Below are 13,552 nucleotides of genomic sequence, written 5' to 3'. Positions count from 1 at the left end.
CGTGCTCGAGCTGACCGTCCGACTGGTCGTCTCCCTGGCGATCGTCGTGGGCCTGATGCTGCTCCTGGCCCGGCTCGCGGGCAAGCGCTACGGCGCCCGGGCCGGCGCACCGGTGCAGGTGCTCCACCGCCAGGCGCTCTCGCGCAGCGCGTCCGTCGCCGTCGTCACCGTCGGCGGTCGCGTCCTGGTGCTCGGCACGACCGACCAGCAGGTCAGCCTGCTGACCGAGCTCGACCCCGACGAGCTCGAGCTCGAGGAGCTCGACGACCTCGTCACCGCGGACACCGCCCCCGACGCGGCGGTCCCGGTCGAGGACGCACCGGCCCTGCCGGCCCCCACCCTCGCCCCCACCCTGGCCACGCGCGGGTCGCACCGCGCGACCCCCGCCCCGCGTCGTACGACGACCCCGGATCGCACGTCCGAGGGCGGCGCCCTCGCCGGCTCGATCCTGTCCGGCCAGACCTGGCGGCAGGCGATCGCGGCCGCGACCGGCGGGTCCGCGGGCGGCCCGACGAGGAAGGCCTCGTGAGCGCCCGGACCCGGGCCGCGCACCTCTTCGCCACGCTCCTCGCCGTCGGCCTCGGCGCGCTCGCCGTGCTGCTCGGCGCCACCGCCCCCGCGAGCGCGGCTCCCGCGCTCCCGACCGGCTCCCTGGTCCACACGAGTGCCCACACGACGGCCCGCACCGCCCTGCCGATGGCGCCGCAGGGCCCCGAGGGCCCCACGGCTCCGAAGGGTCCGAACGCGCCGGGCACGGACAGCTCGGTGACCATCGACCTCGGCGGCATCACCGACAAGCCGAGCACCTCGGTCACCGTCATCGTCGCGATGACGCTGCTGTCGCTGCTGCCGGCGATCCTGCTGACCTGCACGAGCTTCACGAAGGTGCTCGTCGTGCTCGGCCTGACCCGCAACGCCCTCGGCCTCCAGCAGATCCCGCCCAACCAGGTCCTCGCCGGCCTCGCGCTGTTCCTCTCGCTCTTCATCATGGCGCCGGTGCTCAGCCAGATGAACGACGACGGGTTCCAGCCCTACCTCGACGGCGACAAGGCCGCCTCGGCCGCCTACACCGACGGCGTCGAGCCGCTCCGCGCGTTCATGCTCGACCAGACCGGCGACGACGAGCTGCGGCTGCTCACCAGCGTCGCGGACCGCAAGCTGCCCGAGAGCCGTGCCGACGTCTCGATGGCGACGCTCGTCCCGGCGTTCGTGCTGAGCGAGCTCAAGCAGGCCTTCATCATCGGCTTCATCATCTTCATCCCCTTCCTGGTCATCGACATCGTGATCAGCGGGGCGCTGATGGCGCTCGGCATGATGATGATGCCGCCGGTGATGGTGTCGCTGCCCTTCAAGCTCCTGCTCTTCGTCCTCGTCGACGGCTGGGGCCTGGTCATCACGTCCGTCGTCTCGAGCTACCAGTAGGCCACCATGACCGACACCACCGTCATCAACATCGCCCTCCAGACCATGGTCGTCGCGCTGAAGCTCTCGGCGCCGATCCTGCTGACCTCGCTGGTCATCGGCTTCACGATCTCGCTGTTCCAGTCGATGACCCAGATCCAGGAGTTCACGCTCGCCTTCGTGCCCAAGCTCGTCGGCGTCGGCGTCGCCCTGCTGGTCTCGGGCGGCTGGATGCTGCAGACCCTCGTCGACTTCACCCGGGACCTCTTCGACATGGTCCCGACGCTGCTCGGCTGAGGGCGGGGCCGACCCATGACCCTGACCGTCGCGGGTGAGCCGCTGCTGGCCTACCTGCTGGCGTCGGTGCGCATCATCTCGTGGCTCGCGCTGGTGCCCCCGTTCGCCGGCCGCGCGGTCCCCACCTTCGCCAAGGTCGTGCTCTCGCTCGGCCTCGCCTTCGCCGTCGTACCGTCCGTCGAGGGCGGCAGCATCCCCACCTCGACCGGCGCGCTGCTCGTCACCACGCTCACCCAGGTGGTCGTGGGCTCCGCGCTCGGCCTGGTGACGTACGTCCTGCTGGCCGCGATCGCCACTGCCGGCTCGCTCATCGACACCTTCGGCGGCTTCCAGCTCGCGCAGGGCTTCGACCCGCTGTCGATGAACATGAACACCGTCTTCGGCAAGCTGCACCAGATGCTCGCGGTGATGATCCTCTTCGCCACCGGCGGGCACCTGCTGGTGCTGGGCGGGCTGCTCAGGACGTTCGACGTGCTGCCGCTCGGCCAGGCGCCCCGTCTCGACGGCGCGTCGCACGTGCTCATGACGGCGTTCGGGATGTTCTTCGTGACGGCCGTGCAGATCGCGCTCCCGCTCGTCGCGGTCCTCTTCGTCGCCGACCTCGGCCTCGCCCTGCTCACCAAGGTCGCGCCGCACCTCAACGCGATCAACGTGATGTTCCCGGCCAAGATCGGCCTCACCCTGCTGCTCCTCGGCCTGTCCTTCCCGGTGCTCCCCGAGGCGGTCTCCCGGCTCGTCGAGCTGGCCAACGAGGCGCAGTTCGCGCTCGTCGGCGGGGGGTGAGGGCGGGTGTCGGAGGAGAAGACCGAGAAGCCCACCGCCAAGCGGCGCAGGGAGTCGCGCAAGGAGGGCCAGGTCCCGCGCACCCAGGAGCTCGGCGGCTGGGCGACGCTGCTGATCGTCGGGATGCTGCTGCCGGGCCTGCTCGGCCACGAGCTCACCGCGCTCGCCGAGCTGATGCGCGAGTGCTTCAGCCTGCGCGGGCAGGTCGAGGTCTCCGACGCGACCGCGCTGCTCGGCCGCGGCGCCCGCCACGTGATGGTCACCCTGGTCTCGCTCGGGTGCGCCGTGATGGTGGTCGGGGTCGGCGCCGCCCTCGCCCAGGGCGGGTTCTTCGTGGCGACCAAGTCGGTGAAGCCGTCGCTGAAGAAGCTCGACCCGATCGCCGGCTTCAAGCGCGTCTTCGGCCCGCAGGCGCTGTGGGAGGGCGCGAAGATGCTGCTGAAGAGCGCCGTCGTCGGGTTCGTGGCGTACGGCGCCGTGGTGGCGCTGATGCCCCTCATCGGGGGACTGGTGCCGATCTCGGCGGTGCTCGAGGTGGTGCGCGACCAGGTGCTGGCGCTGGTGCGCAGCGTCGCGGTCGCCGGGCTGGTCATGGCCGCCTTCGACTACGCCGTCATCCGGCGCCGGATGGGCAAGAAGACCCGGATGAGCAAGCACGAGGTCAAGCAAGAGAACAAGCAGTCCGAGGGCGACCCGCTGCTCAAGGGCGCGATCCGCTCGCGCCAGCTCGCCGCCTCGCGCAACCGGATGATGGCCGACGTCGCGAACGCCGACGTCGTGCTGGTCAACCCGACCCACATCGCCGTCGCGCTGCGGTACGACGCCGAGCGCGGCGCCCCGCGCGTGGTGGCCCGCGGGGCCGGCGTGGTCGCGCAGAAGATCCGCGAGCGCGCCGCCGAGAACCGCGTACCGCTCGTCCAGGACGTCCCCCTGGCCCGCGCGCTGCACCGCTCCACCGTCGTCGGCCAAGAGATCCCCGCGGAGCTGTACGCCGCCGTCGCGCAGGTCCTCGCGTTCGTCATCTCCCGGCGCTCGGCCGGCGTGCGGGGCGGCGAGCACCGCAGCCCCCGCAGCGAGGGCGACCTGCCCGCCGTGGCCGCTGCGGGACGTCGTCGTCGTCCTGCCGCAGCGGCGGCGCCGAACTCCTCAGGAGCCGTCGTCGCCGGCCGATGAGGACGGTGGCGCCAGGACGGTGCCGACCCGTGCCACGGAGGGCGCAGCCCGTTCCGCGACCCCCCCGAGAGGCACCCCGTGGCCCCCAAGCGACTGCTCCAGCTGGGCGTGCCGGCCGGCATCGTGATGATCATCGTGATGCTCGTCGTGCCGCTGCCCGCGGTGGTCCTCGACATGCTCATCGCGCTCAACATCACCAGCGCGCTGCTGGTGCTCCTCGTCGCGATGTTCGTGCACAAGCCGCTGGAGTTCGCCGCGTTCCCGGCCGTGGTCCTCGTGCTGACCCTCTTCCGGCTCGCGCTCAACGTCAGCGCGACCCGACTCGTGCTGCTCGACGGCTACGCCGGCAAGGTGATCGACACCTTCGGCCACTTCGTCGTCGGCGGTTCGCTGATCGTCGGCCTCATCGTCTTCGCGATCCTGCTCATCATCCAGTTCGTCGTGATCACCAAGGGCGCCGAGCGCGTCGCGGAGGTCGGCGCGCGCTTCACCCTCGACGCGATGCCCGGCAAGCAGATGGCCATCGACGCCGACCTCAACTCCGGGCTCATCGACGAGGACGAGGCCAGGCGGCGCCGCCACGAGGTGCACGCCGAGGCCGACTTCTACGGCGCGATGGACGGTGCGTCGAAGTTCGTGAAGGGTGACGCGATCGCGGCCATCGTCATCACGATGGTCAACCTGCTCGGCGGCTTCGCCGTCGGCATGGCGCAGAAGGGGATGTCCTTCGGCGACGCCATCACGACCTACAGCCTGCTGTCCGTCGGTGACGGCCTCGTCTCGCAGATCCCCGCGCTGCTGCTGTCGACGGCCACCGGCCTCATCGTCACCCGCAACACCGGTGACTCCGACATGGGCTCCGACATCCTGCGCCAGCTCACCGCCAACAAGCTGCCGCTGCAGATCGCCGGCTTCGGGGCGCTGGCGATCTGCCTGATCCCCGGCCTGCCCAAGCTGCCCTTCGTCACCGCCGGCGGGATCATGCTGCTGGCGTCGAGCCGGGTCCCGAAGGCCGACGAGGCCACGCCGGACGACCCGGCCGAGCAGGTGCTCGCCGCGGCCCCCGACACCCCGGAGCTGCTCGCCGCCGAGATCCAGGTGGACCCGCTCGGCCTCGAGCTCTCGCCCGACATCATCGACCTCGTCGACCCGGCGAGCGGCGGCGACCTGCTCGACCGGGTCAAGGCGCTGCGCCGCAAGATCGCCGGCGAGCTCGGCATCATCGTGCCGCCGGTCCGCACCCGCGACAGCATCGACCTGCCGTCCGGCACGTACGCCATCCGCCTCTTCGGCATCGAGGTCGCGCGCGGCGAGGCCCCGCGCGGCACGGTGCTCGCGATCGGCGACAGCGTGGGCGTGCTGCCCGGCCAGCCCACCCGCGAGCCCGTCTTCGGCCTCGAGGCCTCGTGGATCCCCGCCGAGCTGCGCGTGCAGGCCGAGCTGAGCGGTGCCACGGTCGTCGATCGCGCCTCGGTCATCACGACCCACCTCGCCGAGGTCGTCGGCCAGCACGCCGCCCGGCTGCTGGGTCGCGAGGACGTCAAGACCCTCACCGAGCTCGTACGCCGCAGCCACCCCGTCGTCGTCGAGGAGCTCACCCCGGCCCAGCTGAGCCTCGGCGAGGTGCAGCGCGTGCTCCAGGGCCTGCTCCTCGAGGGCGTGGCGGTCCGCGACCTGGTCCGCATCTTCGAGGCGCTCTCGCTGAAGGCCCCGACCACCAAGGACCCGGACGCCCTGGTCGAGGCGGCCCGCGCGTCCCTCGGCCCGGCCATCGTCGCCCCGCACCTCACCGAGGCCGCGGTCCACGTCATCAGCTTCGAGCCCACCCTCGAGCAGCGGATGCTCGAGGCCGTGCGGGCCGGCGACATGGGGGCGGTGGTCGCCCTCGACCCGCTGCTCGCGCAGACGGTGCTCGGGGAGCTCGTCACCCTCCGAACGGCAGCCGAGGAGCAGGGCCTGCGGCCGGTCGTCGTGTGCGCCCCGCAGCTGCGCGCCGCGGTGCGCCGGATGCTCGCTCCCGCCCTGCCGACGACCGCGGTGCTGTCCTACAGCGAGCTCGTGGGCGCGACGCAGGTCCGCTCCGTCGGCACCGTCACCGGTGACCGGGTGGCGGTGTCGGCATGAGGCCCGTGATGCTGCTCGTCGCCGCGCTCCTCACCTCGCCCGCGCTGGCGGGTACCGTGACCGGCGAGATGCCGCTCGACCAGGCGCTGATGCGCTACCTCGTCGTCTCCGGGTTGTCCTGGCTGCTGCTCACGATCGCCTCCGAGTGGGTCTGGTCGACGCCCGGGCCGTCGCCCGCGCTCGCCGAGGCGGCGGCACCGGCAGACGACCCGTCGGCCGCGCCCGGTCCCGCGGACGGCTGAGCGCCGAGCGGCACCCGCCACGACACCCGCGTGCCGTGGGGGTCGCAGGGCTCGACCCGGAGCTCGCCGCCGAGGGTCTCGGCCCGCATCCGCAGGTTGCGCAGGCCGCTGCCGGGGGTGGTGTCCTCGGGCACGCCCCGGCCGTCGTCGGTGACGACCAGGGAGAACCACCCCGACTCGTCGACGCCCAGGTCGACGTCGCACCGGCTGGCCCTCGCGTGGCGAGCGCAGTTGGACAGGACCTCGCGCAGCACGACGCTCGCCTGGTCGCCCAGCGCGATCGGCACGAGGGAGTCGACCGCGCCCCAGGTCCGCACCGCCGGGACGAACCCCAGCGCCTTCTCGTACTCCTTGGCCATCCCCAGCACGTCGCCGCGCAGCGATCCCGAGCGGCGCTGCTCGAGCTGGAAGACCGCACCGCGGACGTCGCGGATCGAGTCGCCGATCTCGCGGACCGCCTCGGCGATGTGGCCGCCCGGGTCGCCGTCGGTGCGGATCCCGGCGCGCAGCTTGAGGGCGGTGGCGTACAGCCGCTGGATGACGACGTCGTGGAGGTCGCGGGCGATCCGGTCGCGGTCGTCGGCGAGCATCGCGTGCTGGAGCTCGCTCTGCAGGACGGCGTGGTCGAGGATCAGCGCCGCGTGGCGCACGAAGCCGGACATGAGGCTGCGGTCGTCGCGGGTGAGCCGGCCGTGGACCTGGTCGAGCACCAGCAGCACGACACCCCGGCGGGCGAGCTCGGGCCGCAGCGGGACCCCCCACACGGTGTGGTCCCCGATCCGCACGACGAGGTCGACGTCGAGGTCCTGGGCCACCTGGAGCCGCTCGGCGATCCGGTCGAGGACCTCGGGTAGCACCTCGTCGACGACGCCCGCCGTGCCGGACACGTCGACGCTGCGCGGGGTCGCCGACACGACGGCGGCGGTGCGGGCGCTGGCGATCCGCTGGGCGGCCGCCGCGACCCGCGCGTAGGGCTCGGCCAGCTCGAAGGGCGGCTCGACCGACTGCTCGATCGCGGCCACCAGCTCCAGCACCTGCCGGCGCCGGTCGTTGAACTCGTAGCTCTGCGCGTTGCGCACCGCCACGCCCGCCACCCGGCCGAGCACCGAGATGCTGGCGACGTCGTCGTCGGCGAACCCGCCCTCGGGAGGTGACAGGAGCAGCAGGTCCGCGAACAGGCACCCGCCGACGACCACCGGGATCCGCAGCACCTCCGACCCGTCCGCGGGGTCGTGCAGCCGGATCACGTCGTGGCCCGGGCGACCGCCGGGCTCGCCCTGGAGACCCGCGGCCCCGATCCGCGCGCGCAGGTCGCGCGCTGCCTCCGCGCTGATGCCGCGGGCATGCTCGACGGGCTCGATCGGCTGCGCCCAGGGGCCGGTGCCCGGGAGGACCTCGTCGACCACCGTCAGCACGTAAGCGCCCGCGCGCGTGCGCTCGGCGCCGATGGTGGCGGCGCGCTCGAGCGCCACGTCGACGTGGAGCACCGACACGACCGCGAGCAGGTCGGTGCGGCGCTGCGCCGGGTCGCCGGAGAACACCATGGCGCCATTGAACCAGCGCGCTCGCCCGCCGCCGCGGACACCGGCGGTGCGTGAGCCACCTTCTGCGACCCGGGAATGTGGCTCACTCACCGCCCACGGGCGTGTCGTGGTCGGACTCGCGGACCGGCGGTGCGTGAGCCACGGCGTGGACCCCGGGAATGTGGCTCACTCACCGCCCGGGTGGGCGAGCAGGCGGGCGGGGTCAGCCGCGGGAGATCGTGATCGCCAGGCCGAGGAGGTGCGCGAGCCGGGCGAGCTCGGAGTCGAGGAACTCCGGGCCGCCGCGGCGGCCCATCATCACGTGATCGTGGCCGAAGGGGGCGGCGCACTCGACGTAGATCTCGTCACCGGGCAGCCGGGTCGGCGAGGTGACGGGCTCGAGGTCGAAGTCGGTCGGCGCGGCGTCGGTCGCGTGGACGACCGTCCAGCCGGACGGCGTACGACGGATGCGAGCCGCCCAGTCGACGCGGAAGGCGATCGGCAGCAGGTCGATCAGCCGGTCGCGCGCCGTGGTCGGGTCCTCGGTGAGGGACTCGACGACCTCGAGGTCGAGGAACAGGTTGCCGCCGGCGGCGTAGCGGTTGATCCACAGCACGCTCACGCCGTCGAGCCGGCTGCAGGCCGACACGATCGAGTCGGGCATCGTGCCGGGCGCGATCTCGAGCAGCACGTCGTCGACGGCCGACCCGTCGAGCTTCTCGACGATCTCGATCGCCTCGATGTCGCCCCCGGCCTCACCGATGGCCGTCGCGACGCGACCCAGCGAACCCGGGACGTCCGGGAGCTCGACACGCATCAGGTAGGGCATGCGGTGAGCGTATCGGGAGCGTGTGTCGCGGACGTTTCGCCGCCGTGACCCGAGGGCCTGCGTGTCACGGCGCGGTTTCGGGGGCAGTCGAAAGGCGTACGGCGAGCCCGCTCGCGCGCTGGGCACGCCGGCCGATCGCGGCCCGGATCGCCGCCTCCGAGCCGACCACCCGGACGGTGGAGCGGGCGCGGGTGACGGCGGTGTAGAAGAGCTCGCGCGAGAGCAGCCGCGACTCCTCGTCGGGCAGGAGCACGGTGACCACGTCGGCCTGCGAACCCTGCGACTTGTGGATCGTCATCGCGTGCATCGTCTCGACGTCGCCGAGCCGCGACGGGGCGAGGTCGCGCGGCCCGTCGCTCGCCGCGATGATCGCCCGCGGGCCGGCCGCCGTCAGCACGACCACACCGCTGTCGCCGTTGTAGACGCCGAGCTGGTGGTCGTTGGCGGTGACCAGCAGCGGGCGCCCGACGTAGGCGCGCTCGAACAAGCCGTCGCCGGTCTCGGCGGTGAGCCACTGCTCGATGCGGCGGTTCCAGTGGCGTACGCCGAAGGGGCCGTCGCGGTGCGCGCACAGCAGGCGGTGCCGGTCGAGGGCCGCCAGCGCCCCCTCGACGTCACCGTGCTCGGCGGCGTCGCGGACGGCCAGGGCCGCGGACAGGGCGGTGCTGCGGATGCGCGACGACGGGTCGGCCTCGTCGACCCACTCGACGGCCTCGTGCCCCGCGGCCAGCACCTGCAGCGCGCCGTCGGCGTCGCCGGTGCGCAGCGCCTCGGCGAGCTCGTGGATCTCGGCCCCGAACCGGTGGGTCGACCGGAGGGCCGCGACCGGGGAGTCCGGCCGGTCCTGGAACCCGCGCACCACGTCGCTCAGCACCGCGCCCGCCTCGACCGAGGAGAGCTGGTGGGGGTCGCCGACCAGGACGAGCCGCGCGTCGGGGCGGACCGCCTCGAGCAGGCGGGCCATCTGGGTGAGCGAGACCATCGACGACTCGTCGACGACGACCACGTCGTGGGGGAGCCGGTTGCCGCGGTGGTGGCGGAAGCGGGTGGAGTTGCCCGGATCCGGCCGCAGCAGCCGGTGGAGCGTCGAGGCGGTGACCCCGGCGAGCCGCACCCGGTCGGCCTCCTCGAAGGCCTCGGCCTCCTGGTGCACCGCCTGCTGCAGCCGTGCGGCCGCCTTGCCGGTCGGCGCGGCGAGCGCGATCCGCAGCCCGCCCGGGTGCTGGTCGAGCAGTCCGACCAGCAGCGAGGCCACCGCGGTCGTCTTGCCGGTGCCCGGGCCGCCGGTCAGGACGGTCGTCCACTGCCCGGCGGCGGACACGCACGCCTCCACCTGCTCGTCGTAGGTCGTCCCGGGGCGCGCCGCCTGCATCGCGGCCACCAGCCGGTCCATCGACGCCGACATCAGGACCGGGTCGTGGTCGGGGGCCGAGGCGGCGCGGGTGAGCAGGTCGTGGACGACCTGGGTCTCCTGCTCGTGGTAGCGGTCGAGGTAGAGCAGGTCGTTGTCCCAGCGGACCAGCCCGGCCTCCACGAGCGGGCTCGCCGCGACAGCGGCAGCCCAGCCGTCGGCCTCGGGCCACGGCAGGTCGGGCGGGTCGGCGACCGTCGCGAGGTCCACGCACACGGAGCCGCCGCGCACCGCGCGCACCGCCAGGGCGACGGCCAGCAGCACACGGTCGTCGGTCTCGCGCCCGAGCCGGCCGAGCGCCGAGGCCACGTGGACGTCGGCGCTGGTCAGCAGCCCCGCCCTGTTGAAGGTCGCCAGCAGTCCGGTGGCGCCGAGCGCCAGTCGCGCGTCGGTCGCGTCGACGGGGTCGAAGAGGTCAGTCATGGCGCGACTCCGTCCAGGAGGTCGGACAGGGCGGTCACCAGCGCGACCGGCGGCTGCCACGAGAACACCCCGCAGGGCCGACCGTCGACGCGCGGCGTCGCCGGTCCGCACATGCCGCGGAGGTAGAGGTAGAGCACGCCACCGAGGTGCTCGGCCGGGTCGTAGCCGGGCAGCCGCCAGCGGAGGTAACGGTGCAGGACGACGGTGTAGAGCAGCGCCTGCAGCGGGTAGTCGGAGTGGCCCATCGCCTCGTCGAGGACCTCGGGGCGGTACTCCCAAGCGGTCGCGGGCGCTGCCCGGTCGCCGAGCCAGTTGGTCTTGTAGTCGATCGTGACGTAGCGGGTGCGCCCGTCGACCGGCACCCGGACCACGACGTCGATCGACCCGGTGAGGTAGCCGAGCAGGCGCTGCCCGGCGAGGTCGGCGTCGCCGTCGAGGGTCTCGGCGAAGGCCAGCAGCGGGTCGCCGTCGGGCAGGTGGGTGCGCAGGAGCGGGCCGAGGTCGCCGAGCACGACGTGCGCGGCACCGGGCCCGTCGGAGCGCGCGGCCAGGTCGCCCCCGGCGAGGGGCACCTCGAAGTCGAGCTCGCGCAGGCGGTCGGGGATCGTGATGTCGCGCAGCGTGAGGTCACCGGCCAGGGGGCCGAGCGGGGAGTCGCACACCGCGACCAGCGCGTCGGCCAGCGCCTCGGCGTCGACCTCCACCGCCCACCACGCGCGGTGCTCCTCGACCTGGGCGAGCAGCTCGGCGCGCAGGTCGGGCGCGGCCGGGTCGGCGTGCTCGAGCACCTCGTGGACGAGCGAGCCGAAGGCCGCGCCCACCGGCAGGTCGGCCATCGGGGAGGCCACGGCCGACAGCGCACCGTCGACGTCGGGAGCCGGGGCGTCGTCCACGACCTCGTCCAGGGGTACGTCGTCGAGCTCGGGCACCTCGTCGGGCTCGGACAGCACCCGGTCGGGCGCGCCGGCGTGCGGGGCGCCGGCCGCGGCGAGCGCGGAGTAGGAGGTGCGGCGCCAGTCGGTGTCGACGTCGCGGTCGAAGGAGCGCACCGCCAGGGTCGGCAGCTCGCGGTCGATGGGCGTCGTGTCGACGGTGGCAGGAGTGGCGAGCTCGGGCTGCGGACCTCCGGCGGTCTTCCAGCGGCCGAGGATGTCGACGACCTCGTCGTCACCGAGCACCGACTGCTCGTCGTTGACGTGGGCGTGCCCGGGCGCGCGGCCGAACAGCATCCGGTGCAGCGGCGCGGACGCGGTGTTGTTGGCGCTCGGGCAGTACCACGCGACGACCTGCGACTGGGCGCGCGTGAGGGCGACGTAGAGCAGTCGCAGCGACTCGCCGGCGTCCTCGCGCCGGCTGGCGGTGGCAGCCGCGTCGCGCCACCTGCTCGGCCCCCCGACGTCACGGCACCGGTCCCCGGCTCCGTCGTGGAAGAGCGGCACCTCCTCGTCGCGGACCCACCGGTCCCAGAGCGTGGGGAGGTAGACGATGGGGTACTCCAAGCCCTTGCTGCCGTGGATCGTCACCAGCTGCACGGCCGCGGCGTCGGAGTCGAGGCGCCGGGTCCGCTCGGACGCGACCTCGATCTTGTCGTCGGCGACCTGGGTGCGCAGCCAGCCCAGCAGGCCGACCACGCCGAACCGCTCGCTGACGGTGACCTTGTGCAGCGCCTCGCCGATGTGGCGCAGGTCGGTGAGGGTGCGCTTACCGCCGACCCGGCCGAGCACGCGCTCGTTCAGCCCGCCGAGCACCGCGATCTCCAGCACCGCGGCCACCCCGCGGGCGACGAACAGGTCGGCGAGGCGGCGTACGGCGTCACTCAGGTCGTCGGTGGGGTCGTCCTCCGACTGGAGCTCCTCGGCGGTGCGTCCGATGAAGTCGGTCAGTGCTGCCGCCCGCACCCGGTCGGCGCGGTGCGGCTGCTCGAGCGCCTCGAGCAGCGTGAGCCACTGGGTCGCGGCGGCGGTCTTGAAGACCGAGCCGCCGGCGTTGACGACGGACGGGACGCCGACGGCGGCGAGCGCCTCCTGCGCCGCGAGCAGGTCGGCGCGCCGGGCGGCGAGCACGGCGACGTCCTTCGGCTCGACCGGGCGCGCGTCGGCGCCGGTCCCGACGGTCGCGCCCGAGGTCAGCAGTCGCTTGACGTCGGCGGCGAGGTCGGTGAGCACGTGCGTGCGCCAGTCACCGATCCGCGGCTTCCGGCGGCCGAGCTCCTCGTGGCGCACGACCCGCAGCCGGAACGGGGCGCCGACCCCGTCGAGCCGGGACTCCTGGTGGTGGGCGGTGACCGGGTGCACCGGGATCCGGTCGTCGCCGAGCGAGGCACCCTGGATGAGCACCTGCAGCGAGTCGAGCAGCGGCCGGTCGGCCCGGCGGTTGACGGCCAGCGTCTGGCGGGTCGTGGCCTGCTCGGCGGCCTTGAGGTAGGTCACGATGTCGCCGCCGCGGAAGGCGTAGATGGCCTGCTTGGGGTCGCCGATGAGCACCAGCGTCGCGGCGCCGTGGAACGCGCGCTCGAAGACCTCCCACTGCACCGGGTCGGTGTCCTGGAACTCGTCGATCAGCGCGATCTTCCAGCGCTGCCGCATCCGGGCGCGGGCGGGGGAGTCCTCCGGTCGCAGCGCCTCCGCGAGCTGGATGAGGAGGTCGTCGTAGGACAGCACGCCCAGGCGGCGCTTGCGCCGGTCGATCTCGTCGAGCACCTCGCTGGCGAAGCGCACCCGCTCGGCCGCCTGGCCGTCGGGATCCTCGGCCAGCGCCTCCTGCGGTGCGACGTTGGCTCGCGGGTCGCCGACGACGGCACGGGCGATGGTGAGGGCGGTCTCGTGGGACCAGGTCGTGGCCTCGCGGCGGGCGAAGAGGCCGAGGTAGAGGTCGTCGGTGACCTCCGACGTGAGCTGCTCGAGGTCCTCGACCAGCACCGCACCGGTGTCGGTGTCGCCGGCCACGCCGAGGCTGCGGAGCACGAGCTGGCAGAACTGGTGGATGGTCGCGATCGTCGCGGCGTCGTAGGAGGTCAACGCATCGGTGAGCCGGGAGCGCCGGAGCGTGCGCTCCGGCTCGTCGGCGTCCAGCAGCCAGTCGTGCAGCCGGTTGCCGGCGTCGGCCGACGTCGGGTCGGCGAGCACCGCGGCCGCCTCGTCGAGCTGGCCCCGGACGCGATCGCGCAGCTCCTGGCTCGCGGCCCGGGTGAAGGTGACGACGAGCATCTCCTCGAGCGTCGCGACGCCCTCGGCGACGTAGCGGGTGACGAGCGCGGCGATCGTCCAGGTCTTGCCGGTGCCGGCGCTCGCCTCGAGCAGCGTCGTGCCGGTCGGGAGGGGGCCGGTGATGTCGAACGTCTCCATGC

10 protein-coding genes are annotated in these 13,552 nt (G+C 73.6%); 6 read left to right on the top strand and 4 right to left on the bottom strand.

From position 1 onward, the window contains the following. The first annotated feature begins 1 nt into the window (after window position 1). The 6 genes from BLV76_RS06220 (at window position 2) to BLV76_RS06195 (ending at window position 5,778) form a co-directional block, all read left to right on the top strand. A complete protein-coding gene (locus BLV76_RS06220) occupies window positions 2-529 on the top strand; it encodes a FliO/MopB family protein (RefSeq protein WP_090968349.1) in 528 nt (175 codons plus the stop codon). Further along, window positions 526-1,422 carry a flagellar type III secretion system pore protein FliP gene (fliP, locus tag BLV76_RS06215; RefSeq protein WP_245734566.1) on the top strand — a complete coding sequence of 299 codons (897 nt, stop codon included), beginning with the start codon at window positions 526-528 and terminating at the stop codon, window positions 1,420-1,422. Before BLV76_RS06220 ends, fliP begins: the two co-directional genes overlap by 4 nt. 6 nt (window positions 1,423-1,428) lie before the next feature. After that, complete coding sequence (fliQ, locus tag BLV76_RS06210; RefSeq protein ID WP_090968348.1) at window positions 1,429-1,698, top strand: flagellar biosynthesis protein FliQ; 270 nt, start codon at window positions 1,429-1,431, stop codon at window positions 1,696-1,698. Between the two features lie 15 nt (window positions 1,699-1,713). Next, window positions 1,714-2,481, top strand: coding sequence for a flagellar biosynthetic protein FliR (locus tag BLV76_RS06205; protein ID WP_090968347.1), 768 nt, complete (start codon window positions 1,714-1,716; stop codon window positions 2,479-2,481). A 6-nt stretch (window positions 2,482-2,487) separates the two neighbouring features. Next, complete coding sequence (locus tag BLV76_RS06200; RefSeq protein WP_090968346.1) at window positions 2,488-3,654, top strand: EscU/YscU/HrcU family type III secretion system export apparatus switch protein; 1,167 nt, start codon at window positions 2,488-2,490, stop codon at window positions 3,652-3,654. 78 nt (window positions 3,655-3,732) lie between these two features. Then, window positions 3,733-5,778, top strand: a complete 2,046-nt coding sequence (locus BLV76_RS06195; RefSeq protein ID WP_090968345.1) for a flagellar biosynthesis protein FlhA — start codon at window positions 3,733-3,735, stop codon at window positions 5,776-5,778. A 94-nt stretch (window positions 5,779-5,872) separates the two neighbouring features. On the opposite strand, the gene BLV76_RS06190 is transcribed toward BLV76_RS06195, so the two are convergent. The 4 genes from BLV76_RS06190 to BLV76_RS06175 form a co-directional block, all read right to left on the bottom strand. Beyond that, on the bottom strand, window positions 5,873-7,564 hold the full coding sequence (locus BLV76_RS06190; protein ID WP_090968344.1) for a sensor histidine kinase: 1,692 nt from the start codon (window positions 7,562-7,564) through the stop codon (window positions 5,873-5,875). 202 nt (window positions 7,565-7,766) lie between these two features. Next, a complete protein-coding gene (locus tag BLV76_RS06185; protein WP_425433740.1) occupies window positions 7,767-8,363 on the bottom strand; it encodes an ACT domain-containing protein in 597 nt (198 codons plus the stop codon). Window positions 8,364-8,436: 73 nt separating this feature from the next. Beyond that, a complete protein-coding gene (gene recD, locus BLV76_RS06180; RefSeq protein WP_090968342.1) occupies window positions 8,437-10,206 on the bottom strand; it encodes an exodeoxyribonuclease V subunit alpha in 1,770 nt (589 codons plus the stop codon). Further along, on the bottom strand, window positions 10,203-13,550 hold the full coding sequence (locus BLV76_RS06175) for a UvrD-helicase domain-containing protein (RefSeq protein ID WP_090972399.1): 3,348 nt from the start codon (window positions 13,548-13,550) through the stop codon (window positions 10,203-10,205). Before BLV76_RS06175 ends, recD begins: the two co-directional genes overlap by 4 nt. Window positions 13,551-13,552: the final 2 nt, after the last annotated feature.

The sequence above is a fragment of the Nocardioides exalbidus genome, from assembly GCF_900105585.1.
Classification (GTDB): Bacteria; Actinomycetota; Actinomycetes; order Propionibacteriales; family Nocardioidaceae; genus Nocardioides; species Nocardioides exalbidus.
The sequence above is the reverse complement of the archived record's forward strand: the minus strand, read 5'-3'. Positions and strand labels throughout refer to the sequence as shown.

What these genes read in the sequence shown, in the direction of transcription:
- fliQ (WP_090968348.1), top strand. Translation starts at nt 1,429, where the DNA reads ATGACCGACACCACCGTCATCAACATCGCCCTCCAGACCATGGTCGTC.
- BLV76_RS06205 (WP_090968347.1), top strand. Translation starts at nt 1,714, where the DNA reads ATGACCCTGACCGTCGCGGGTGAGCCGCTGCTGGCCTACCTGCTGGCG.
- BLV76_RS06190 (WP_090968344.1), bottom strand. Translation starts at nt 7,564, where the DNA reads ATGGTGTTCTCCGGCGACCCGGCGCAGCGCCGCACCGACCTGCTCGCG.
- recD (WP_090968342.1), bottom strand. Translation starts at nt 10,206, where the DNA reads ATGACTGACCTCTTCGACCCCGTCGACGCGACCGACGCGCGACTGGCG.
- BLV76_RS06175 (WP_090972399.1), bottom strand. Translation starts at nt 13,550, where the DNA reads ATGGAGACGTTCGACATCACCGGCCCCCTCCCGACCGGCACGACGCTG.